General features: G+C 63.6%; 22 protein-coding genes. 17 read left to right on the forward strand and 5 right to left on the reverse strand.

The features are described from left to right. Positions 1 to 215 precede the first annotated feature (215 nt). Together ISP14_RS13595 and ISP14_RS13600 are read left to right on the forward strand one after the other, a co-directional pair. Positions 216 to 1,241 carry a phosphoenolpyruvate carboxykinase (ATP) gene (locus ISP14_RS13595; protein WP_404540849.1) on the forward strand — a complete coding sequence of 342 codons (1,026 nt, stop codon included), beginning with the start codon at positions 216 to 218 and terminating at the stop codon, positions 1,239 to 1,241. A gap of 326 nt (positions 1,242 to 1,567) precedes the next feature. Beyond that, positions 1,568 to 3,298 (forward strand): ATP-binding cassette domain-containing protein, encoded by a 1,731-nt coding sequence (locus ISP14_RS13600; RefSeq protein WP_404540851.1) that lies wholly within the window; start codon positions 1,568 to 1,570, stop codon positions 3,296 to 3,298. 195 nt (positions 3,299 to 3,493) lie between these two features. Here ISP14_RS13600 and ISP14_RS13605 read toward each other — a convergent pair whose 3' ends face one another. After that, positions 3,494 to 4,189 (reverse strand): alpha/beta hydrolase, encoded by a 696-nt coding sequence (locus tag ISP14_RS13605; protein WP_404540852.1) that lies wholly within the window; start codon positions 4,187 to 4,189, stop codon positions 3,494 to 3,496. 532 nt (positions 4,190 to 4,721) lie between these two features. Between ISP14_RS13605 and ISP14_RS13610 the strand changes: the two genes are divergently transcribed. The 6 genes from ISP14_RS13610 (at position 4,722) to ISP14_RS13635 (ending at position 7,313) form a co-directional block, all read left to right on the forward strand. Further along, positions 4,722 to 5,042, forward strand: coding sequence for a hypothetical protein (locus ISP14_RS13610; RefSeq protein WP_404540854.1), 321 nt, complete (start codon positions 4,722 to 4,724; stop codon positions 5,040 to 5,042). A 52-nt stretch (positions 5,043 to 5,094) separates the two neighbouring features. Further along, the gene (locus ISP14_RS13615; RefSeq protein WP_404540856.1) at positions 5,095 to 5,472 is read left to right on the forward strand and encodes a hypothetical protein; all 378 of its coding nucleotides are present in this window, start codon (positions 5,095 to 5,097) and stop codon (positions 5,470 to 5,472) included. 65 nt (positions 5,473 to 5,537) lie between these two features. Beyond that, a complete protein-coding gene (locus tag ISP14_RS13620; protein ID WP_404540858.1) occupies positions 5,538 to 6,011 on the forward strand; it encodes a hypothetical protein in 474 nt (157 codons plus the stop codon). A 116-nt stretch (positions 6,012 to 6,127) separates the two neighbouring features. Beyond that, positions 6,128 to 6,349 (forward strand): hypothetical protein, encoded by a 222-nt coding sequence (locus tag ISP14_RS13625; RefSeq protein WP_404540860.1) that lies wholly within the window; start codon positions 6,128 to 6,130, stop codon positions 6,347 to 6,349. Between the two features lie 80 nt (positions 6,350 to 6,429). Beyond that, positions 6,430 to 6,951 carry a hypothetical protein gene (locus tag ISP14_RS13630; RefSeq protein WP_404540861.1) on the forward strand — a complete coding sequence of 174 codons (522 nt, stop codon included), beginning with the start codon at positions 6,430 to 6,432 and terminating at the stop codon, positions 6,949 to 6,951. A gap of 59 nt (positions 6,952 to 7,010) precedes the next feature. After that, entirely contained in the window at positions 7,011 to 7,313 is a 303-nt protein-coding gene (locus ISP14_RS13635; RefSeq protein ID WP_404540863.1) for a hypothetical protein, read from the forward strand. A gap of 254 nt (positions 7,314 to 7,567) precedes the next feature. Here the strand turns inward: ISP14_RS13635 and ISP14_RS13640 are convergent, their stop codons facing one another. Continuing rightward, positions 7,568 to 8,875 (reverse strand): hypothetical protein, encoded by a 1,308-nt coding sequence (locus ISP14_RS13640; protein ID WP_404540865.1) that lies wholly within the window; start codon positions 8,873 to 8,875, stop codon positions 7,568 to 7,570. Between the two features lie 49 nt (positions 8,876 to 8,924). Here ISP14_RS13640 and ISP14_RS13645 point away from each other — a divergent pair, with 49 nt between their 5' ends. Continuing rightward, positions 8,925 to 9,452 (forward strand): PadR family transcriptional regulator, encoded by a 528-nt coding sequence (locus ISP14_RS13645; RefSeq protein ID WP_404540866.1) that lies wholly within the window; start codon positions 8,925 to 8,927, stop codon positions 9,450 to 9,452. Positions 9,453 to 9,500: 48 nt separating this feature from the next. Here the strand turns inward: ISP14_RS13645 and ISP14_RS13650 are convergent, their stop codons facing one another. Next, positions 9,501 to 10,925 (reverse strand): aminotransferase-like domain-containing protein, encoded by a 1,425-nt coding sequence (locus ISP14_RS13650; RefSeq protein ID WP_404540911.1) that lies wholly within the window; start codon positions 10,923 to 10,925, stop codon positions 9,501 to 9,503. 106 nt (positions 10,926 to 11,031) lie between these two features. On the opposite strand from ISP14_RS13650, the gene ISP14_RS13655 reads away from it, so the two are divergent. The 3 genes from ISP14_RS13655 (at position 11,032) to ISP14_RS13665 (ending at position 13,204) form a co-directional block, all read left to right on the forward strand. After that, positions 11,032 to 11,934, forward strand: coding sequence for a DMT family transporter (locus ISP14_RS13655; RefSeq protein ID WP_404540868.1), 903 nt, complete (start codon positions 11,032 to 11,034; stop codon positions 11,932 to 11,934). Then, complete coding sequence (locus tag ISP14_RS13660; RefSeq protein WP_404540870.1) at positions 11,931 to 12,623, forward strand: hypothetical protein; 693 nt, start codon at positions 11,931 to 11,933, stop codon at positions 12,621 to 12,623. The genes ISP14_RS13655 and ISP14_RS13660 overlap by 4 nt, the downstream gene beginning before the upstream one ends. Before the next feature lie 209 nt (positions 12,624 to 12,832). Beyond that, the gene (locus tag ISP14_RS13665) at positions 12,833 to 13,204 is read left to right on the forward strand and encodes a YciI family protein (RefSeq protein ID WP_404540872.1); all 372 of its coding nucleotides are present in this window, start codon (positions 12,833 to 12,835) and stop codon (positions 13,202 to 13,204) included. A gap of 36 nt (positions 13,205 to 13,240) precedes the next feature. On the opposite strand, the gene ISP14_RS13670 is transcribed toward ISP14_RS13665, so the two are convergent. Further along, positions 13,241 to 13,993, reverse strand: a complete 753-nt coding sequence (locus ISP14_RS13670) for a LytR/AlgR family response regulator transcription factor (protein WP_404540874.1) — start codon at positions 13,991 to 13,993, stop codon at positions 13,241 to 13,243. Continuing rightward, positions 13,990 to 15,243, reverse strand: coding sequence for a sensor histidine kinase (locus ISP14_RS13675; protein WP_404540876.1), 1,254 nt, complete (start codon positions 15,241 to 15,243; stop codon positions 13,990 to 13,992). Before ISP14_RS13675 ends, ISP14_RS13670 begins: the two co-directional genes overlap by 4 nt. Before the next feature lie 72 nt (positions 15,244 to 15,315). Between ISP14_RS13675 and ISP14_RS13680 the strand changes: the two genes are divergently transcribed. From ISP14_RS13680 to ISP14_RS13700, 5 genes are read left to right on the forward strand one after another with little or no spacing between them, the layout of a single operon-like run. Continuing rightward, on the forward strand, positions 15,316 to 16,266 hold the full coding sequence (locus ISP14_RS13680) for a sulfurtransferase (protein ID WP_404540878.1): 951 nt from the start codon (positions 15,316 to 15,318) through the stop codon (positions 16,264 to 16,266). A 2-nt stretch (positions 16,267 to 16,268) separates the two neighbouring features. Then, on the forward strand, positions 16,269 to 16,778 hold the full coding sequence (locus ISP14_RS13685; RefSeq protein ID WP_404540879.1) for a YeeE/YedE thiosulfate transporter family protein: 510 nt from the start codon (positions 16,269 to 16,271) through the stop codon (positions 16,776 to 16,778). Next, positions 16,775 to 17,314, forward strand: coding sequence for a YeeE/YedE thiosulfate transporter family protein (locus ISP14_RS13690; RefSeq protein WP_404540880.1), 540 nt, complete (start codon positions 16,775 to 16,777; stop codon positions 17,312 to 17,314). The genes ISP14_RS13685 and ISP14_RS13690 overlap by 4 nt, the downstream gene beginning before the upstream one ends. Beyond that, positions 17,284 to 17,895, forward strand: a complete 612-nt coding sequence (locus ISP14_RS13695; RefSeq protein ID WP_404540882.1) for a rhodanese-like domain-containing protein — start codon at positions 17,284 to 17,286, stop codon at positions 17,893 to 17,895. Before ISP14_RS13690 ends, ISP14_RS13695 begins: the two co-directional genes overlap by 31 nt. Positions 17,896 to 17,912: 17 nt before the next feature. Further along, the gene (locus tag ISP14_RS13700; RefSeq protein ID WP_404540884.1) at positions 17,913 to 19,265 is read left to right on the forward strand and encodes an aminotransferase class V-fold PLP-dependent enzyme; all 1,353 of its coding nucleotides are present in this window, start codon (positions 17,913 to 17,915) and stop codon (positions 19,263 to 19,265) included. Position 19,266 lies beyond the last annotated feature (1 nt).

Raw genomic sequence — 19,266 nt, forward strand, 5'->3', positions numbered from 1 at the left:
GCTGTGGTGGCGCCATGACGGGCGATGGTTGCGTTCGAGCCCGCTGTTTTCCGAAGTGAGTGCCCTGTCGCGGGGCTTCGGTTGCCTCGTGGCAACGCGCCGTTGCGCCTCGACACGGCGGCCGTGACGGCGGAGATGGCTGCGTGCGCGCAACCTTTTCCCGCCGCACCCGTACTCACGGGCTATCTGCCGCGAGCTGCGCGACGAGGTTGGCCTTGACGATCCCCCACGGCATGCCAGACACGGATGCCGACCCTTTCCGTGAGCGCAGCGCCCCTGCGTTCTCCGTACGCAAGGCGATCCTGGGTGCCGACTTCCGGTTCGACAGTGCCAGCGCGGCCTTGCTGCAGGTGGTCGAGACCGCTTATGCCGGCCTGCCGCCCCATCGCCTGCCAGTGACTGCACCGGAATTGCACATCGAGCTGCGGCTGTTGCCGCGCAGAGCCGCGCCACCGGGAGCCGAACCATTGCCGGTGCGGACGCAATCCGGCGCCGGTTTGCTGTGCGGCGTGATGGACGCGTCGAACTACGTGGTGCTGGCGCCCGCGCAGCGACAGGCGCTGGTAGTGACCTCGGAAGACATGCTCGACCAGCCCTACCACTTGCGCTACGAGCTCGTGGAATTCGCCGTATTCACCCTGGCGACGCGCGTGCTGGGACTTGTCCCGCTGCACGGTGCCTGCGTGGGTCGGCAGGGGCGGGGCGTGTTGCTGCTGGGCGAGAGCGGCGCGGGCAAGTCGACACTGGCATTGCACAGCCTGCTGCACGGCCTGGATTTTCTCGCCGAGGATGCCGTCTTCGTGCAGCCGGATACCTTGCTCGCCACTGGCGTAGCCAACTACCTGCACGTGCAGGCCGACACGCTGCATCACGTGGGCGACCAAGTAGCCCGGCACTGGCTCGACTGCTCGCCACGCATCCACCGGCGCAGCGGCGTGGAGAAATGCGAGGCGGATCTGCGACAAGGGCCCGGGAAGCTTGCAGCAGCTCCCCTGGATCTGGTGGGGGCGGTGTTCGTGTCCGCCGAGGAGGCCGGCGACGCGGACGTGCTGCTGGGCCCGGTCCGCCTCGGCGACGCGGTAGCGCGCCTGCGCGCCAACCAGTCGTACGCGGCGACGCAACCGGGTTGGGACCGCTTCGAACAGCAGCTGATCCGGCGCGGCGTCCACGAGCTGCGTCGCGGCCACCATCCGCGCGACGCCGTCGCTGCGCTGCACGGGCTGCTCGACGGGGTGCATTGATCGTCCAGCGGTTATGGCCACCACCCGACCAGCACGTGGCGCGGTCGTTGGACATCGTGCAGGGCATGCAAGCGGGCAAGATGCCTGTGACGGGCGGTCACTGAACAGGCCTACCCGCTGAACCGGAGTGAGCGACGGGTGGTCCTGGCGGACTTCGTGATGCGAAGCGTACCGGCGGCGCACAACTTCTTGCCTGGCGACCCGCACTCACCGGCATGCGAAATTCGACGAGGGAGCAACGTTGCACCGAATCGTCGGGCAACGCCTCTGGAACCGTGGCTGCCGACCGGCCGCGCGATCCGGCGACGGGGCCCGACGAACCTTTGATGACGCACGTCCGGTCGCTGGACCTGCTGCGCGCGCTGCTGCGTTCCCTGGCGCACAGAGATCTACTGGAAACCGCGGTGTACGTCGTGTTGTCGCTGGGCGCGGCCATCGCCGGCAGCCTGGCGGCGCTGCTGCTGGTGCCATTGGTCCAGCCGGGCCACGTGTTGCCGTTCGGCGGGGGCCTGCTCGATGCGCGCCGCAGCGTCGGCGCGCAAGCGGCGAGCTTTGCAGTGGCCAGCGGTGCGTTTGCACTATTGCGCTGGCAGGCGGCGCGGCTGGGTGCGCGGCTGGTCGGCCGCTACGGCGTGAATCTGCGCCGCGAGGTGCATGCGCGGTTGATCGACGCGCCGCTGGCGGCACTGGCCGATGCGACGTCCGCGGAAATCGCCAACGTGCTCACCCACAACGTCGAAATCCTGGTGCAAGGCTTCAGCGCCCTGCAGCAGCTCCTGGTGGTCGGCATCACCGCGGCGGTCAGTCTGGGTTTCGCGTTCTGGGTCGCGCCGCCGCTGTTGCTGGCCGTGCCGCTGCTGGCGGGCCTCGGGCTGGCCGCTTCACGCGCCTATGGCCGCGAGCAGGCATGGGTCGCACGTCGCTACGTGGCCGACATGACGCAGCTGTTCTGGCACAGCGAGGACTTTCCGCGACGCCTGCGCCACGTGCGCTCGTTCGAACGCGAGGCTGCGGAGAAGGCGAGCTGCGGCGCGATCGCCGCCCGGCTCGGCCACGGCTATCGCCGCCAGCTGGAGCTGGTGGCCTCCGGAAGGCTGGTGCTCGAACTGCTGGCGATGCTTGGCATCACGTCGCTGTTCCTGCTTGCCGATCGCTGGCGAGGCGTGGACCGGGCCTCGCTGATCGCCGTATGCCTGTTGCTCGGGCGCCTGCTGCCCTACCTGGTGGCAACGCGGCAGAGCTTCCAGCAACTGCGTTCGGCTGCCCCGGCCTTCGAGCTGTGGCATCGCTACATGCGCCTGGACGCCGACCGCCCGCCTGCGCCTGCGGTACCACCGCAGCCAGCGGCGGGTGAGGGGATCCTGCACATCGAGCGGATGCGGCTGACACCACCACTGATGGGTCTCGAAGTGGGCGAACTGGTGCTGGTGCCCGGCGAGCTCACGCTGATTTCCGGCGATTCCGGGATCGGCAAGAGCAGCCTGGTCGACGTACTGGCCGGCATGGCTACGCCCGACGTATTCGTGGCGCGCCTCGATCACCGGCCCATCGCCTTCGACGCCTATCGCGAGCTGGTGCGCCATGGCGCCTACGTCAGCCAGAACGTGCGGCCGTGGCAGCGTTCGGTGCGCGAGTGCCTGCGTTGGGCGGCGCCCGAAGCCACCGATGCACAGCTGCGCAGCGCACTGGCTGACGTCGGTCTCGACCGGCGGCTGGCCGACTCGCCGCATGGGCTGGACACCGCGCTGCACAGTGCCTCCAGTCGCTTGTCCGGCGGCGAATTGCAGCGGCTGCTGCTGGCCCAGGTAATCCTGCGGCGACCGCGCCTGGCCGTGTTGGACGAGGCCACCAGCGCGCTGGATGCTGCCGCAGAGCTGGCTGTCCTCGCCATGCTGAAACGTCGCTTGCCGCGAACCACCCTGGTTGTCGTATCGCACCGGCCCGGCGTTGCAGTGCTGGCAGATCAATGCCTGACGATTGAAAGCGGCTTCCCGGTGTCGGCGACCGGGAACGCCGCGCTGCGCTGCACGGCGCGGCGGCAGGCCTGCAGCGCCTGAACCCGGTGGACTGGCGCTTCCACCGGGCCGGGGGAAGTCCGAAGCCTTGCTATCGGGGGGCCGGTCGTCGGGGCAGATTAGAGGCAACGCAAAGCTGGCACGCCCGAGCCTCGGTAACAGGTGATGACATGCCCGCTATGCATCGAGGGCAGGCATGCCAACCCACGGACGAAGCTGCCGCTACGTAGAACCGATTTACGAAGCGGTGGCTGCTGCCGCGTCGTTGATCAACGACGCCACTTCGCGTGGTTGCGAAGCAAGCGATGCATGGCTCGCATCAAGGTGGATGATCTTGCGGGCCTGCATCCGCGCGGACATCTTCTTCTGGTTCTCGGGGTTGATCATACGGTCGTGATTGGAAACCTGATACCACGACGGCTTGTGCCGCCATGCCGGATCGGTCACCGAGTCGCCGAACGTGGTCGCCAACGGCGCCTTCTGCGTTACGGCCATCACCAGGCCTTCGTCAGCCGTCAGGTCCTGGCAGAAACTCTCATGGAACTTGTCCGGCTTCAGCCAGAGGTATCCGTCGCTGTCCGGCGCGAGGTTCGCCGCGGCTTCCGGCAGATTCTGCTGCGTGATACCACCCGGGCTTTCGCCGGCGTCCGGGGCAAACGCAGCGATGAAAACCAGTGCCCGGACGTTGGGCTGGTTGCCAGCCTCGCTGATCACCGCGCCGCCGTACGAATGCCCCACGAGCACTACGGGACCGTCGATCTGGGCGAGCATCTTGCGCGTACGATCGGCGTCGTCGCCAAGCGAGGTCAGCGGCATCTCGACGGCATGCAGGTTGTCGTAGCCCAAGCGCTTGAGTTCGACGATGACCTTGGCCCAATGGGCGGCGCCACCCCAGAATCCATGTACCAGCACGACAGCAGGCTTGTTGCTCATGACCTTCTCCGCGTCTCGATAAGGTGGAAAGGAAGGCGATCGCGTCTCTGCCTGGCGCTTTGCTGCGCGACACTTGTTCAGTTCATCGAAAGACCGCCCCAGTCGGAATACTCTCCGCCTGGACGCGTAAATGGGCAGTGACAGTCAGCCCCATCTGTGACCGGCAGGCCACGCTGAATCAAGACGGGCCTGCCTGGCGGGCGGGCGCGGGGAGGGCCGTTTGACTGGCCTGAATTCTGGAGCGATAAGCGAGGGCCGCCGATGGCCGGAACCCCCAGGCCGCGCTTTCGATAGTGCCCATGTTCTATCTGCGCCAGGGTGGCGACAGCGGACCGTTCCAAGGTGGCATGCTGTCGGCACTCGAGGTGAGGATTCCGGTCGAGTTGGACATGGATTCCGGTAGGCGCTGAGCACCCCGCTGGTGCTGACCATGAGCGCGTGAGGCGGTTGTGGCTATGATTCTGAAAAGGTCCGCTTTCGACCCATAGCGGACATTACCCAAGGAAGTGCGCAGGGATCTAGGAGAAGTAAGATGGGAGCGAAGACGATTGACTTGATAGAGCTGAGGCGAGCGATCGAGGTGCTGTTTGACCACATCATGATCACTCGCGGCATCCGCGAGGTGGAGATCGAGCATCCGTTTTACTGGGCTGTTTTGCCGGGTGAATCTCGGGCGATGGACGAAAGACCATCTGATCTAGGAGTGGGCGATTTAAACGACGACCTAGACTTTGTCCTCGGCGTCTTACGTCCCGACGCCTCACCGGTTGCACTTACGCTAACGGAGGCCGCTCCATTGCTGGCTTATGTTGGAGAGGCAGTTTCCAACAAGGTCGCAAATCAAGGTGGCTGAACGTCTGCTTCCGACAGTGCGGATATTCCATCGTGGCTGCCAAGGAGCAGAAATGTCGAAGAACTCGGCGAGGCAAATTCTCTACGCCAAGCCCCTGACAGGGCAGGCCATCCGTCGGATCATGTCGCGGCTCTTTCCTAAGAGAAATGACTACGGCGAAGCCTCGCTCGATGAGTTGGTTCCCGAGTTGGCACAGCTTGGCATCATTTCTTTAGGCCAATTCAAGAGGCTGATGACGCGGCATCGGCGGGCCTTGCTTCGGCTAGATCGCAGTCGCCTGTCCAAGGGCGAACTAAGGAACGCAATTGCAGAGTACGGGGAGTCTTTCGTGACCGATGCTCTGCGGCGCCAGTACTGGTTTGCCTACCCGGCATTGGTCCGGACGGCAGCGGAATTTCAGTTCGGCGAAGTCGCAGTAATCTACGAGTGAAGGTGTCCGTTTTCGACCCATAGCGGACCTAAATGCGACTCGGGGAAAATCAAGGACACGTCTTCATGCGTCTGATCAGTCCGTTCTTTATCGCTCTATCAATTTTGTCACTTGGCCAGGCCCATGCGTGCGAACGCAACCTCTTGGGGACTTGGAAATCCGATAGCAAAAGGTCTATGGAGTTCATCGCACGTAATGCGAATCTCCAGCCAAAGACTGAGGCTTTCCTCGGCGTGATGCTTGGTCATATGACATTGACGTTTACAAAGGATGGACTTCATTCGGTAATGCCGAGCGTTGATGTCACTGTTAATGGTCAACCTAGGCATCTGACTGGCTTTGAGGAGAGCAAGCCTTACAAAGTTCTCTTCTGTAATGAATTTGAGATCGTCTGGTCTGCAAAGCGCTCCTTCGGTAAGAAGGATGACGTCACCACTTTTCAATTCGTAGGCCCGGATACGATCTGGGTGTACATGGGTAGCACAGATCCAGTAATGCCCGATCTAAACGCGCGAGAATACTTCCAGCGTGTCCAGTGAGGCCAAGTAGTTGGCCATGGTGGGGGCTGGGCTCAACCGCTTATATGCACAACAGCCAGCAGGTTCGCTTTCGACCCATAGCGGACACATCAAACAACCCAAAAAAGGAAAGCCGGATGATAGGAAACGATGACGTCGCGAAAGCGGTCAGCGGTCTGATGATTGAGTACTCTGAAAAACTGAATGACTCGATCGTACTTGTCATGGAAAATTGCCCTGAGGATGAGTTCAAGCGATATCGTTTGGCGGCCGCAAAGGTCTTGGGCGAGATGCTCCTAGAGGTCATGAATCCTCTTTACGCACGGCACCCTGAGCTCAAGCCCGCCGGGTTGCGTTGATCGGATGAAGTCACAACCTAGAGCGGACATAATAGGGTGACGATCAGGTGATGCGATCAGAGGATGAAATAGGAATAGGAATGCTTAGCCTGGACGATCCGCATTGGAACGAACTGACGCATGCCTTCGGGGAAGCTGCGGACATCTCTGCACTTCTTCTTCAACTGGAGCACCTCCCGGCAGCGAAAGAAGATGCCGAACCTTGGTTTTCGTTGTGGAGTGCTTTGGCTCATCAGGGGGATGTCTATTCAGCGTCCTTCGCAGCCGTCCCGCACATCGTCGAAGCCCTCGCTCGCGATCCCGTTAAGGCGGATGCCACCTACTTTCAATTTCCTGCATGGGTGGAGTGCTGCCGTGTCCGTCGGAGGATGGAAGTCCCCACCGAACTGGTGCAGGCCTATGAATCAGCGCTAGCGCGGCTGCCATTCCTGGTAGCCGAAGCCAGCCGGCGTTCCTGGGAGGATGATGGATTCATGCAGTGTGCATTGGCAGCCATTGCCGCTGCGAAGGGCCAGACTCTGGTGGCCGAGGCTGTGCTGGAGCTTGATCAAAACGTGGCCCAACCGTTTTTGGATTGGTTCCGCGAAAGTTGGGATGGTTAAGGTCCGCTTTCGACCCATAGCGGACGTGTGCAGATTTGGAGCGCGAGGAGATTGGCGGTATGTCTCGCGACATTTCCATGGAAACCGAGGTGACGCTGAGGCAGGTGTTCCTCGTCATGCATGCCTACCTGAGCCTCCAGTACGAATGGAGGGGCAAGCCCGGTAAGGTCGGCGCCATACTTAGTGATATGTCGCTTTGGGATACCGAAAGCGGTGTCAAAGAGCCGATGGACGGAGCCGTGTTTCCGGCTTGGCTGAACTGCGCCAAGGAAGTCCTCGCCGCTGAAGCAATTCCAGAAGGTTTTCGGGATGCCGACATCCTTCTCGACGGCAAACCGCCTACCATTAAGGTGAAACGCTAAGGTCCGCTTCCGACCCGCAGCGGACCTTTCGGATTCGCCGGCTTTGGGCAGCAGCACCAAGGTGATCGATACCAGCGGATTGTTCAGACCGTGCCGGAACGCTGTTCAGCCATTAGCAGCGCTCGCACTCGAGGCCGCGTACGAGAAAGAGCAACCGCCGGACCTGGAAAGCGGCGTCTTGGCTTGCACGATGTCGTGACACCAATCTGAGATGCCCGCTTTCGATTCGAATCGAGCAGCAGCGCAGCACGCGACTACGGTCTGTCCTGAACGGCATATCGGATGGCTGCGTGCGGCAACATGAGCCAGGGGGCGGGCTTGCCTGCAGTGACCAGCACCTGGTCGATGGGAATGGTGTCGTCCCCATCGGCGGCCAGGAATGCCTGAACCAGACGGGTGCCGGTGGCCGGCAGCAACTTTTGCGGAACGGGGCTTGGCGTCCGCCCCAGGCTACGCAGCCAGGTGGGCCGTCCATGATCCAGCACGACGGGTGGGTGGACGACCTGGAGATCGACGGACCCTGCCAGCAAACCTACGGTAAGTGGCTTGCCGTGAAGTAACAGCACCATCGACTGCCGGGGCGCCTTTGGGGCAGCGACAGCATAAAGGTCGACATTCGGCCTGTTCATCGGCAGCGCAGAGAGGCCGGCCTGGTCGATGGTGAGCGGGTCGATTCCAGAAGCTTCCTTCAAGTAATCCGCCATCATGCGCACGTGGCCGCCTTCGATGGCGATCGGTCGTTCTGCCGCGTGGTGTTCGCCCACGTAGATCAGGATCTTTGCCTTCGGAAACGAAGTCACTGTGCGCCGCATCAGCGCATCCGCCTGATCCTTCTCCCGTTGCCCTTGCGCCACTTTGGGATCGGCGGAGTAGTTGGTTCGCGTTGTCTCGTAATTCACCGGCTGGTAGCCCAGGGCCAGCGACTGGCGGAGAAAATCGGCGAATACGGGGTCGTCGAAGTAGTACCCGGTCGAGGGCCGTGCATGCTTGTCGGCTGCAAGCGAAGCCATTCTCGCCCGCGCCTCGCCATCGTCGGCAACGCCTCTCAAGGCTTCGATCGCCAATACTGAGTAACCCAGGGGACGCAACGCGCGGGCCACGTCGAGCGCAAAAGCGCGGCCGCGCGGATCCAGATGGTTCTCGTCGAGGATGACAATCCGCGTGTGTCTGGCCCGTCTGACGATTTCTTCGATCGCGGGAACGGCCGTGGCGTCCCGCAAATCGGTCAGCTGGGACGGTGGGACGTTGAAGTCCACACCCGCGGCCGGGTTGATGGAGGGGCGATTGGTCATGCATGACATGACCTGTGCCCACTGATCGAAGACGTCCGCGTCAGGGATCTGCGACGCCTCGGTGAGGTGCAGCTGGTCCAGCAGGCCGAACGATGCCGCCAAATAGCGGCCTGCGCGCGCCTCTGCTATCGATTGCTTATACGCGGCCACCAGCGTTTTCTGATCCAGCTGATCCGCGGTTTGGCGCTGGGCAGCGGGAGCCTGTGTTGCGGAAACTGCAAAGACGGTCAACGCAAGCGCCAGGCTTGCCGAGGTTTGTAGCGTGCGCATCGTTTCCTCCAATGATACGATTCGGACTATTGACGAGCGGAGTCTACCCATGGCTAAAGTCGAGCGCAACCTGACCAATCTGGAAGCCGCGATCCTCGCGGAGATCGAGCACTTCGGGCCGCAAACCGCGTTTCAGGTCCGCAGTTCCTTTGCGGCCTCGCTGTCACTTGAATGGAAAGGAAGCGCGGGCGCGGTTTACCCAGCCGTCGCCAGGCTCAGCAAGGACGGGTTGATCCTGAGCTCGGAACCGATGGGAGGGCGCAAGGCCCGCACGCTGTCTCTCACCCGCTCGGGCAGGGCAATCCTGACGAAGTGGGCGATGGATGCCGGTGCTGCCATCAGCGTCGGCGTCGATCCTTTTCGCATGCGCGCAAGCCTGTGGGCCAAGTTGCCCCGGAGCGAGCAACGGTTGTTGTTGCTCGATCTGGAACGCGAACTGCAGCGCAGCGTGGCCGAGCTGGAGGCATGCCTGGCCTCGGTTGATTCCGTGGAAGCCGTCCGGATCAACTTGTCGCTTCATGTGCAGCTGACCCGGCTTGCCCAGGTTCGGTTGTGGAAGCAGCAGGGCGTCGTCTAATGGGGCATGGGTGCCAACCAAACAATCTACGGCACTCGACGCGGCGTGCTAGGGAGCCTTGACCTTCGATCCGCCGAGCCTGGCCACCAAGGTGCCCAATTCCTTCATGGCCCGGTCCAGTCGCTGATCCCACAACAGGCCGCAACTGAGCCTCACGTAATCGACGTAGTCGCCACGGCTGGAAAACAACACGCCAGGCGAGATGCGGATCCCCTTCGACAAGGCCGCCTCGAACAACGCACGGCTGTCGCTGCGCTCGGGCAGCTGCACCCACAGCGACATGCCTCCTTGTGGCTCGCATACGCGCGTATCGGCGGGCCAGTAGCGCGCGATCGCCTCCAACAGGCGCTGCCCGTTATCTGCCAGCGTCCGGCGAAGGCGGCGAAGATGCCGCTCCAGATCGTGGCGCTGCAGATAATCCGCCATGGCCAGCTGGGTAAGGCTGGTGCCTCCCATGGTGGAAAAGAACTTGGCGCGCACCAAAGCATCTGTCCATGGGTTACCTGCCAGCCAGCCGACGCGCAGACCTGGCGCCAGCATCTTGGAAAACGAGCCGCAGCTGATCACGATGCCCTGGGTGTCCCACCGGCGAAGCAGTGACGGGCGCTGTCCGGACCAGGCCAACTCGCCATAAATATCGTCCTCGATGAGGATGACGCCGTGCCGGGCGCAGCTGCGCACCAAGGCTTGCTTGTCGGCGTCGCTGGTCAGGCTGCCCAATGGGTTGTTGAAGTTCGGCACCAGAACGGCCGCGCGCACCTTGTTCTGCTGCAACAGAGGGTTCAGGCGCGCTACATCGATGCCGCGACCCGGCAGGTTGGGAATTTCCAGCACCTTCAGATGCAATGCGGCGACCGTCTGAAGAATGCCGTGGTAAGTCGGCGTTTCCACCAGCACCACGTCGCCCGGAGAAGTCGTCACGCGCAACGCCAGGTTGATGGCTTCCATCGCGCCGGCGGTGATCACGATTTCCTCGGGCGATACCGGCGCACCTACCTGGGCATAACGCTGGGCGATCAGGCGTCGCAACGCCAGGTGGCCTTGGGCCGGTGCGTAATCGAACGCCGCCGCGGGCGCACGGCGCAGGCAGCGCGACACCGATGCAATAAGCGCGCCTTGCGGCAGCAGTTCGAAGGCCGGCGTCGCACTGTGCAGCGGCAGCAAGGCACCGTGCGCACCTACTTCCGTGGCGTCTAGCAGCGCAGGGTTCTTGATTTCGCCCGGTGCGCGGTTCCTTGCGGGCCGCGCTGCCGGCAGCGGCGTCGTCGATGCGCGAACGAAATACCCCGAGCGCGGCCGGGCAACAACCACGCCTTCGCGTTCCAGTTGCAGATAGGCCTGGACCGCCGTGGCGACACCGACACCGTGCCCCTGCGCCAGGTGCCGGATCGACGGCAGGCGCTCGCCTGCCCGCAGCGTGCCTCGTGCGATTTGCGTGCGTAGAGCCGCCGCAACGCGTTCATAGAGAAGCATGCGGATACCCCATCTGTACTTGTCTATTTCTATTCTATCTGAATCTGTATCTGTCGCATCGAAGGCCGTACGCTGCTTTTCATCGCCCCGGAAGACCCAGCCGACCATGGTTCCCTCATCCCGGTCCAACGAAACGCGCAGCGTCGTCCTGCAACTGGTGCTCGCCGAGTGCCTGATCGGCTCGGTGGGCGTGTTCGTGCATGAAAGCCACCAGGACGCGGTTACTGCTGTGTTCTACCGCTGCCTGTTTGGCGGCTTGTTCTTGCTCGGCTGGGGGCTGGCCAAGGGCTATTTGCGGGGACTGTGGCGCGAGCGCGCGCTACTCCGTGGCGCGGTGCTGAGCGGGGTGCTGCTGGTACTCAACTGGGTGGCATTCTTCGGCGGCATGGCGCGCTCGTCGATCGGTGTCGCCACATTGATCTATCAGTGCTACCCGTTCGTGATGCTGGTCCTGGCCGCGCTGGTGCAGGGCGAACGTACGCCGCCGGCCGAGCTGGCGTGGACCGCGCTCGCCTTCGTTGGCGTGGTCTGCACCAGCGATCCTGTCCACTTGCTCCGCGGTGCCGGATCGTCCTATCTCATCGGTGTCGGGTTGGCATTCCTGGCAGCGCTGTTATGTGGTGCATCGCTACTGATGTCGCGCCAAGTCGGCAAGGAGCGACCGTTCGCGCTGGTCATGATCCAGTGCTGGGTCGGCGTTGCCATGCTCGCCGGATTCAGCAGCAGCAGCGTGTTCCACCTGGGACTTCACTGGGTGTGGTTGCTGGGCCTTGGGGTGATCCATAGCGGCATCGTATACGTGCTGTTCTATTCCACTTACCCGCGCCTGCCGGTGGCGACCATCGCCGTGGTGTCGTTCATCTATCCGCTGGTGGCGCTGCTGCTGGATTACCTGCTGTACGGGCATCGCCTTGCAGTGGTCCAGGTGACGGGTGTCCTGTTGATCGTGCTGGGCACGCTGGGCGTGAACCTCAAGTGGCGGCCTGGCTTCGCCTGGAAAGCGACATGACCGGATCGTGGCCGCGCCCATTCGCGCGCTTTCAAATATCAACGCTGAAAGAGAGCTATCTGATGATGCATCGCACGCTTGGCTTCGCCACCACCCTGTCGCTGTTGCTGTCCGCAACGAACGCGATGGCGGACAGGTTACCCATGGATATTCCGCAGCTCGACCGGAACCAGGAAATCACCATGGCACTCAGCGCAGCACCGCAGGAGTTGCAAGCGGACGCCGGTGTCTATGTGCTGGAGCGTTCCGGATTCGTCCTGGTCCGAGCCAGCCACAACGGGTTCAACTGCCTCGTCGAACGCGATACTCACGTGACCGCGCCGGTCTGTTATGACGCCGAAGGTTCGCGCACCACGCTCCAGGCAAGCCTCGAACGCGCGCGAATCATGGCGAGCGGCACGGCCGGCCCGGATGCCGATCGCATGATCGACGCCGAATATCACGCCGGACGGCTGCAGCCACCTGCAAAGCCCGGTATCGCCTATATGCTCTCCCGCGACTTCGTGCGGCTGGACCCGAAAACGGGGAAGGCGACGGTGCTGTATCCACCTCACGTGATGGTGTATGCGCCGTTCTTGCGAAACGAAGACATCGGCGTCCCGAAGCAGTTCGTTCGCAGCACCACCCACGTATGGGTGGAGGCTTCCGGCAAACCGGACGCGTGCCTGGTCTTTGCGAGTGCTCACTAAGCCTCATTGAGCATGGACTGATCTGGCAGCGGGGACGGCTGCTGGATCAAGGCAAAGCGATCAGGGTGGGTTGTCGGGGTAGGGCGGGCGTCTGTTTTCGGCCAGAATCGGCCAGGTCGACCGAGGCCTGCTGCAAGCTCCCCCGGGGCATTGTCGATTTCTGGTGCCCAGCTTCGTCGTCAGTGCATCCCCGCCCCTAAGGATCTTCCATGAAATATCTCGGCCTGGCCTATTTCACCCCTGAAAAATTCGCCGCGATGGCGCCAGACGACGTCAAGGCATTGGTGAGCCAATGTCCGGCGTTGGACGAGAAGATGCGCGCTACCGGCAAGGTTCTGGTTTCCGCGTCGCTGGGCGATCTGGACCGCTGGCGGACGCTTCGCCCGCGTGGCGGCAAGACGCACGTCAGCGATGGGCCTTACACCGAGTCGAAGGAAGTGGTGGGTGGCCTGTTTATCATCGAGGCGGACAGCCATGACGAGGCGCTGCGCCTCGCCTCCATGCACCCGGCCGCCATGCTGGGCGAAGAATGCGGATGGGCCGTCGAGCTTGTCCCCATGGATTTCTACCTGGCCCGATGAAGGCTGGGGTGCTCGCCGCAGGAATGCCTGGCGTCCCTACATGGCGCGAAAGCGATGGCGGAACGCGTCGCTCACGCGAAGCGGCTCGGCAATCCCGTGCAGCCATACCAGCAAGCGGCCATCCCCATCCGGCTTGACCTGCCGGATCGCCGACACGCGAACGATGGCATTGCGGTGAACCCGCCAGAAGACTTCAGGATCGAGCTTGGACGTCAAGTCCTTCAGCGGCGTGCGGATGTATGCGCAGTCGGTGGCGGTGGTGACACGGGTGTACTTTTCCTCGGACTGGAAAAGAATCACGTCGCCGATGTGGATCATGCGGAGGGTGTCACCGATGCTGGCGGTAATCCAGCTGATCGTCTCCACGGGTTTCAAGCGGCCGGCGAGGCTGTCGATCAATGCCGTCAGATCGACCTGCGTTGCAGGCTGACGATTGCGCAGGCGCGCCACCGTTTCGGTGAGGCGATCGGTGCGGATCGGTTTCAGCAGGTAGTCGATGGCGCCGGCATCGAAGGCCTTCACCGCGAATTCGTCATGCGCGGTGATGAAGACGACCTGGGCGGGACTTGCGGCCTGCCGTGCCACCTCGAGGCCGCCCAGTCCCGGCATGCGGATGTCGAGAAAGGCGATGTCCGGTTTCTTCGATGCCCACGCATCGAGCGCGCTGATGCCATCGTCGCATTCGGCGACGACGACCAGCTCCGGCCACAGCCGCGCCAACATGCCGCGCAGCTCTGTTCGCTGCGGTTCTTCGTCTTCGGCGATAAGGGCCGTGATGGGCGTGGTCATGGGAACGCCAACGGAACATGGATGCAGGCGCTCACCCCACCGCCGGTACGCGAGGCGATCTCGAAGCGCGCACGCGTTCCGAAACGATCGTGGAGCTGGGCGCGAACATTCGAGAGACCCAGACCGGGCGTGGTGCCGGGCTGCAATCCCTGGCCATCGTCCTCGATGCGCACGCTCAGCAGTCCATCCGCGGTGCTCGCGATGATCCCGATCACGCCAGGGCCGGGTTTCGGCTCGATGCCGTGGGTCATCGCGTTCTCCACCAGCGTCAGCAGGATCAATGGGGGGAAGGGCAGGGCCCGGACCTCGTCGCTCGCATCGACGTGAACTTTGACGCGGCCGGCCGTACGCACCTTCATGATCTCAAGATAGCCCAGGCAAAGATCGATCTGGCGACCGAGCGTGGCTTCTTCGATGCCCGTCGTGCGGATGCGCGGCAACGCGATGCGCAGATACGCCGCAAGCGCGTCGATGGTTGTCGCCGCGCGCCCGGGTTCGCTGGCGATCAGTGAGCGTACCGACGCCAGCGTATTAAAGAGGAAATGCGGCTCGACCTGCGCCTGCAGAAGGGCCAGCCGCATGTCGGCCGCGTTCCGTTCCTCGCGCAGGTTTTCGATCTGGCGAGCGGCTGCGAACTGGGCGATGCGGCGCTGCTCGCCGAGATAGTAGATGGTTGCGTAACCTCCGCCGGCGAGTACCAGGGCAAACACGGATGCATTGACGGTGGAGCCGAGAAAATTCGAAACGGCCAGGCCGAACCAGCTGGTTCGCATGTGATGCCCGGAAAAGGCCTGCATGAGATAGGCGTGATAAGCCCCCACCCAGTTCAGGGCGATGGCCCCGAGCCAGAGCCCCAGCAGGATCGCCAGAACCACCAGCACGCGCTCCACGATGACCGGAAAACGCCGATACCGGATCAACGTGGCAAGCAGGGGGCCGGCCGACACCACGATCAGCGATGCGATGCAAGCCCGCAGTGCCAGCCCGGGCCAATCACCCCAGGCACCCGTGCCTGACGTATGCCAGATGGCATACGTGCAACCGGCGAGGATCGCCAGCGGCCACAACAAGGTTCCGCGGCGCAGCAGCCAGGGCCAGGTGAAGGTGCGGAAGCTCTGGTAGAGCGTCCAGCCACCCAGGTCCGACAGCACGCTTTGCGGCAGTCGGGCATGCAAGTCGTCGTTGGGGAAATCCATGCGTGACACGTTAGCAAAGCGTGCGGTGGCACGCACACGAACCATCGGCGCCATGGCCGTTTCATCGCATGACTGACCGGTTCCGTCGCATGCCCATCCCGCTGCGCTTCTGCGTGCCCTATACCAGTGGCACACACGACCTCGGGAGGAACCATGCAGATCAACATTCTGGCGAAGGCTGCCATGACGTTTGCGATCCTTGTCGGATCAGCGGCCCTGCCGTACTGCGCGCATGCAAAAACCGCCGCGCAGGACGCCACGCAAACCGAACCGTGGGTGTCCACGGCATGGCTGGCCAGTCACCTGCACGACTCGAACCTCGTGCTGCTGCAAGTCGGCGAAGCGTCGCAGGACAAGGCTGCGCACATCCCCAGCGCGCGCTTCGTCCATCTTGAAGACGTCGCCGCCACATCGGGGAAGCTTTCGCTGGAATTGCCGACAGCGCCGGAATTGCGCCAGCGACTGCAAGGCCTGGGTATCTCCGATGGCTCCCGCGTCGTGGTGTACTTCGGAAACGACCAAGTCTCCCAGGCGACGCGGGTGTGGTTCACGCTGCAATCGGCCGGGCTGGGAACGCACGCCGATCTGCTCGACGGCGGCATGCCGAAGTGGCGCCGCGAAGGCCGCCCGCTGACGGATAAGAGCACCGCAGCCGCGCCGCAGGGAACGCTGAAGCCCTTCAGCCTTCAGCCAACCGTCGTCGATGCCGCGTTTGTGCAAGCGCACGTCCGGCAGCCGGATTATGTGCTTATCGACGCGCGTGCCGCGGTGTACTACGACGGTGTCGAGGAGAGTGGTGCGGATGGGCATCTCCGCCACGGCCACATTCCCGGCGCGCACAACCTGCCGTTCACCGACATCACCAACGACGATCTCACCTTGAAGACGCCGGCCGAGCTGCTGGCCTTGTTCCGCAAAGCCGGCGTGAAGCCGGGCGACCGGGTGATTGCCTATTGCCACATCGGCCAGCAGGGAACGGCGGTGCTGTTCGCAGCGCGTGCCGCGGGTATCGATGCGGTGCTGTACGACGGCTCATTCGAAGACTGGACGATGCGCGATCTGCCGGTCGAGCGCTGACGATGCGCCCGCTCCGTCCTTATGCCGAACCCCATCTGACGGGCGTATGCCTGGGCCTGGTGCTGCTTGCCTGCTTCGCGCTGACCGGGCAGGGGCTGGGAGCCTCCGGTGCCTTCGCGAGCGTGGCGAGCGGTGTCGTCGGCACCGTCTCGCCGGGAACGGCGGCGCATAGCGCCTACTTCCACAGCTACCTCCAGGACGGGTCGCCATGGACTGCCTGGATCGTCGTCGAAATCATCGGTGTGCTGGTCGGGGCCGCCGCGTCGGCGGCTCTGGCAGGGCGGATGCGGCTGAGGTCCGTCCACGCCGCCCGCCCGTCCGCCGGCAAGTTGTCCGCCTGCGTCGCCGGCGGCACGTTGATGGGCATCGGGGCAGCGTTGGCGAGAGGATGCACCAGCGGCCTCGCATTGAGTGGTGGTGCGATGTTGAGTGTCGGTGCGTGGATCTTCATGGCGGCACTGTTCCTCGCCGGCTTCGTCGCTGCGCCGCTTATGCGCAGGCTCTGGCCATGAACGATCTGCTGATCGCGGGCGGCATCGGCGTGGCGTTCGGCTGGGCACTCGAATCCGCCGGCCTGGGCGATCCGCCGAAGCTCGCCGGCCAGTTCTACCTGCGGGATTTCACCGTACTCAAGGTGATGCTGAGTGCGATGCTGACCGCGATGCTGGGTGCCTTCTGGGGCGGCCAGCTGGGCTGGTTCGATGCCGGTGCGTTCTACGTGCCCGAAACGTACCTGCTTCCGCAACTTATCGGCGGCCTGGTCTTTGGGCTCGGCTTCGTGCTGAGCGGCCTGTGTCCCGGCACCTCCTGTGTGGCGCTGGCCAGCGGTCGCATCGAAGGCGTCGCGACGATGCTGGGGTTGTTCGCGGGCGTGCTGCTGGTCGGCCTGGCCTTCCCTGCGATCGAAGCTTTCTACCGCTCGACGCCGTACGGCCCATTGACACTCCAACGTCTCACGGGGCTGCCTTACGGCGTCATGGTCGCGCTGGTCACGGTGGTCGCCGTTTCGACGTTGGCATGGATTGCGAAGCGGGAGACAAGACCATGAAATTCGTACGGCAGCTGGGCATCAGCGCACTTGCATTGGGCCTCGGGGCGCCTTTCGCAGGAAGTCTCTTCCGCACCCCGTCGCGAGGCCTGGATCTGGATTCGATCGCCCGGGCGATCGACGACGGCTCCGACCACGTCAGTGCGCGCCAGCTCGCGGAGTGGATACGCGATCGCCGGCCCGGACTCCGCGTCATCGACGTGCGTTCGCCGGCCGAGTTCCGCGACGACGCGATCCCGACGGCAGAGAACGTGCCGGTCGATCAGCTGGCGAAGTCGCACTTTGCGCCTGACCAGACCATCGTTCTTTACTCGCAGGAAGGGGCGCATGCGGGCCAGGCATGGGTCATGCTGCGCTCGCTCGGCGTGACCCAGGCGGTATTCGTGCCGGGTGGCCTTGCCGACTGGCGCGACGAGGTCATGAGCCCGCTGCTGCCGGCAAACGCCTCGCCCGCCGAGCGTGCACAGATCGCGGCATTGAGCCATTACTTCGGCGGCACTCCCCGGATCGGGGTAGAGCAGGGCGGCGACGTTGCGAGTGTGGCGCAGACCGGACAACGCTCGCGGAGGCGCGGATGCTAACGCGTGCCACGGAGCCCATGGATGCGGGCGATGCGTTCGACTTTGCCGCCCTCCGCGCCAGCGAATTCGCGCGCCTGGATATCGCCGGCATCGCCTACCTCGATTACGCAGCGAGCGGTCTGTATGGCGCTTCGCAGGCGCGCGCGCATGGTGATCGGCTGGCACACGGGATTTTCGGCAATCCCCACTCGGAGCATATGGCCTCCCGCAACAGCGCCGCCGCGCAGGCGGCCGCCCGTGCCGCGACGCTCGCCTTCTTCGATGCCGATCCGGACATCTACGATGTCTGCTTTACCGCCAACGCCACGGCAGCCATCAAGCTCGTCGCCGAAAGCTATCGATTTTCGTTGCGCCGCGGTCTGATTCTCGCGGCCGACAACCACAATTCCGTCAACGGCATGCGGGAGTTCGCCCGGCGCGCACAGGCGCCCATCAGCGTGTTGCCGCTGGACACGGAACTCCGGCTCGATCGCGGATCTGCGAACCTGCGTGCCTGCGTCGATCGACAGGGCGGGGGCTTGTTCGCATTCCCGCAGCAGTCCAATTTTTCCGGGGTGCTCCACGATCTGTCGTTGGTCGAAGAGGCGCAGGCACTCGGATGCGATGTCCTGGTCGATGCGGCCGCCGCCGGCCCATCCGGCGCACTCAGCCTGAGGGAGCATTCCGCAGACTTCGTCGTGTGTTCGTTCTACAAGCTATTCGGCCTGCCGACCGGTGTCGGCGCATTGATAGCGAAAAGGTCGGCCCTGCGCCATCTCCAGCGACCTTGGTTTTCGGGCGGAACGGTGGAGTTCGTGTCCGTGGCACACGGGCGGCATGCGCTCAAGCCGGGCCACGAGGGATTCGAGGACGGAACCCCCAATTTTCTCGACCTCGCCGCCATCGAGTCTGGATTCGCCTTTCTCGCCCGTATGCCGCGCTCCTGCCTGCGCGCCCACCTTCAATCCCACGTGCGGCATTTCCTGGGCATGGCAACGGCGCTGCGGCACCGTAACGGTGCTCCGCTAGTACGTCTGTATGGTCCTCATAACGTGGAACGGCGGGGCGGCATCGTTGCGTTCAATGTGCTGCAGGACGACGGCTGCGTGTTGCCCTATGAACATGTGGAGCGGCTGGCGCGGGAGCATGGCGTCGCCATTCGGGGTGGCTGCTTCTGCAATCCCGGAGCGGCCGAAAAAGCATTCGGATTCGACGCCATAGGCGTGGAGCACTGCTTCGACAAACTCGAAGGCAACTTCAGTATGGAAGCGTTCCGGCATTGCGCTGGAGCTGCCGCCACCGTAGGGGCACTACGTTTATCCGTCGGCGCGCCCACCACGCGCGAGGACATCGAGCGTGCCGTGGCATTGATCGCGGCGTGTGGTGAATAGG

Source organism: Dyella agri (genome assembly GCF_044904705.1).
In the GTDB taxonomy this organism is placed as follows: domain Bacteria; phylum Pseudomonadota; class Gammaproteobacteria; order Xanthomonadales; family Rhodanobacteraceae; genus Rhodanobacter_A; species Rhodanobacter_A agri.

Excerpts from the sequence above, each read along its gene's own strand:
- ISP14_RS13600 (WP_404540851.1), top strand. The coding sequence starts at position 1,568 with ATGACGCACGTCCGGTCGCTGGACCTGCTGCGCGCGCTGCTGCGTTCC.
- ISP14_RS13605 (WP_404540852.1), bottom strand. The coding sequence starts at position 4,189 with ATGAGCAACAAGCCTGCTGTCGTGCTGGTACATGGATTCTGGGGTGGC.
- ISP14_RS13610 (WP_404540854.1), top strand. The coding sequence starts at position 4,722 with ATGGGAGCGAAGACGATTGACTTGATAGAGCTGAGGCGAGCGATCGAG.
- ISP14_RS13615 (WP_404540856.1), top strand. The coding sequence starts at position 5,095 with ATGTCGAAGAACTCGGCGAGGCAAATTCTCTACGCCAAGCCCCTGACA.
- ISP14_RS13620 (WP_404540858.1), top strand. The coding sequence starts at position 5,538 with ATGCGTCTGATCAGTCCGTTCTTTATCGCTCTATCAATTTTGTCACTT.
- ISP14_RS13625 (WP_404540860.1), top strand. The coding sequence starts at position 6,128 with ATGATAGGAAACGATGACGTCGCGAAAGCGGTCAGCGGTCTGATGATT.
- ISP14_RS13630 (WP_404540861.1), top strand. The coding sequence starts at position 6,430 with ATGCTTAGCCTGGACGATCCGCATTGGAACGAACTGACGCATGCCTTC.
- ISP14_RS13635 (WP_404540863.1), top strand. The coding sequence starts at position 7,011 with ATGTCTCGCGACATTTCCATGGAAACCGAGGTGACGCTGAGGCAGGTG.
- ISP14_RS13640 (WP_404540865.1), bottom strand. The coding sequence starts at position 8,875 with ATGCGCACGCTACAAACCTCGGCAAGCCTGGCGCTTGCGTTGACCGTC.
- ISP14_RS13645 (WP_404540866.1), top strand. The coding sequence starts at position 8,925 with ATGGCTAAAGTCGAGCGCAACCTGACCAATCTGGAAGCCGCGATCCTC.
- ISP14_RS13650 (WP_404540911.1), bottom strand. The coding sequence starts at position 10,925 with ATGCTTCTCTATGAACGCGTTGCGGCGGCTCTACGCACGCAAATCGCA.
- ISP14_RS13655 (WP_404540868.1), top strand. The coding sequence starts at position 11,032 with ATGGTTCCCTCATCCCGGTCCAACGAAACGCGCAGCGTCGTCCTGCAA.
- ISP14_RS13660 (WP_404540870.1), top strand. The coding sequence starts at position 11,931 with ATGACCGGATCGTGGCCGCGCCCATTCGCGCGCTTTCAAATATCAACG.
- ISP14_RS13665 (WP_404540872.1), top strand. The coding sequence starts at position 12,833 with ATGAAATATCTCGGCCTGGCCTATTTCACCCCTGAAAAATTCGCCGCG.
- ISP14_RS13670 (WP_404540874.1), bottom strand. The coding sequence starts at position 13,993 with ATGACCACGCCCATCACGGCCCTTATCGCCGAAGACGAAGAACCGCAG.
- ISP14_RS13675 (WP_404540876.1), bottom strand. The coding sequence starts at position 15,243 with ATGGCGCCGATGGTTCGTGTGCGTGCCACCGCACGCTTTGCTAACGTG.
- ISP14_RS13685 (WP_404540879.1), top strand. The coding sequence starts at position 16,269 with ATGCGCCCGCTCCGTCCTTATGCCGAACCCCATCTGACGGGCGTATGC.
- ISP14_RS13690 (WP_404540880.1), top strand. The coding sequence starts at position 16,775 with ATGAACGATCTGCTGATCGCGGGCGGCATCGGCGTGGCGTTCGGCTGG.
- ISP14_RS13695 (WP_404540882.1), top strand. The coding sequence starts at position 17,284 with ATGGATTGCGAAGCGGGAGACAAGACCATGAAATTCGTACGGCAGCTG.
- ISP14_RS13700 (WP_404540884.1), top strand. The coding sequence starts at position 17,913 with ATGGATGCGGGCGATGCGTTCGACTTTGCCGCCCTCCGCGCCAGCGAA.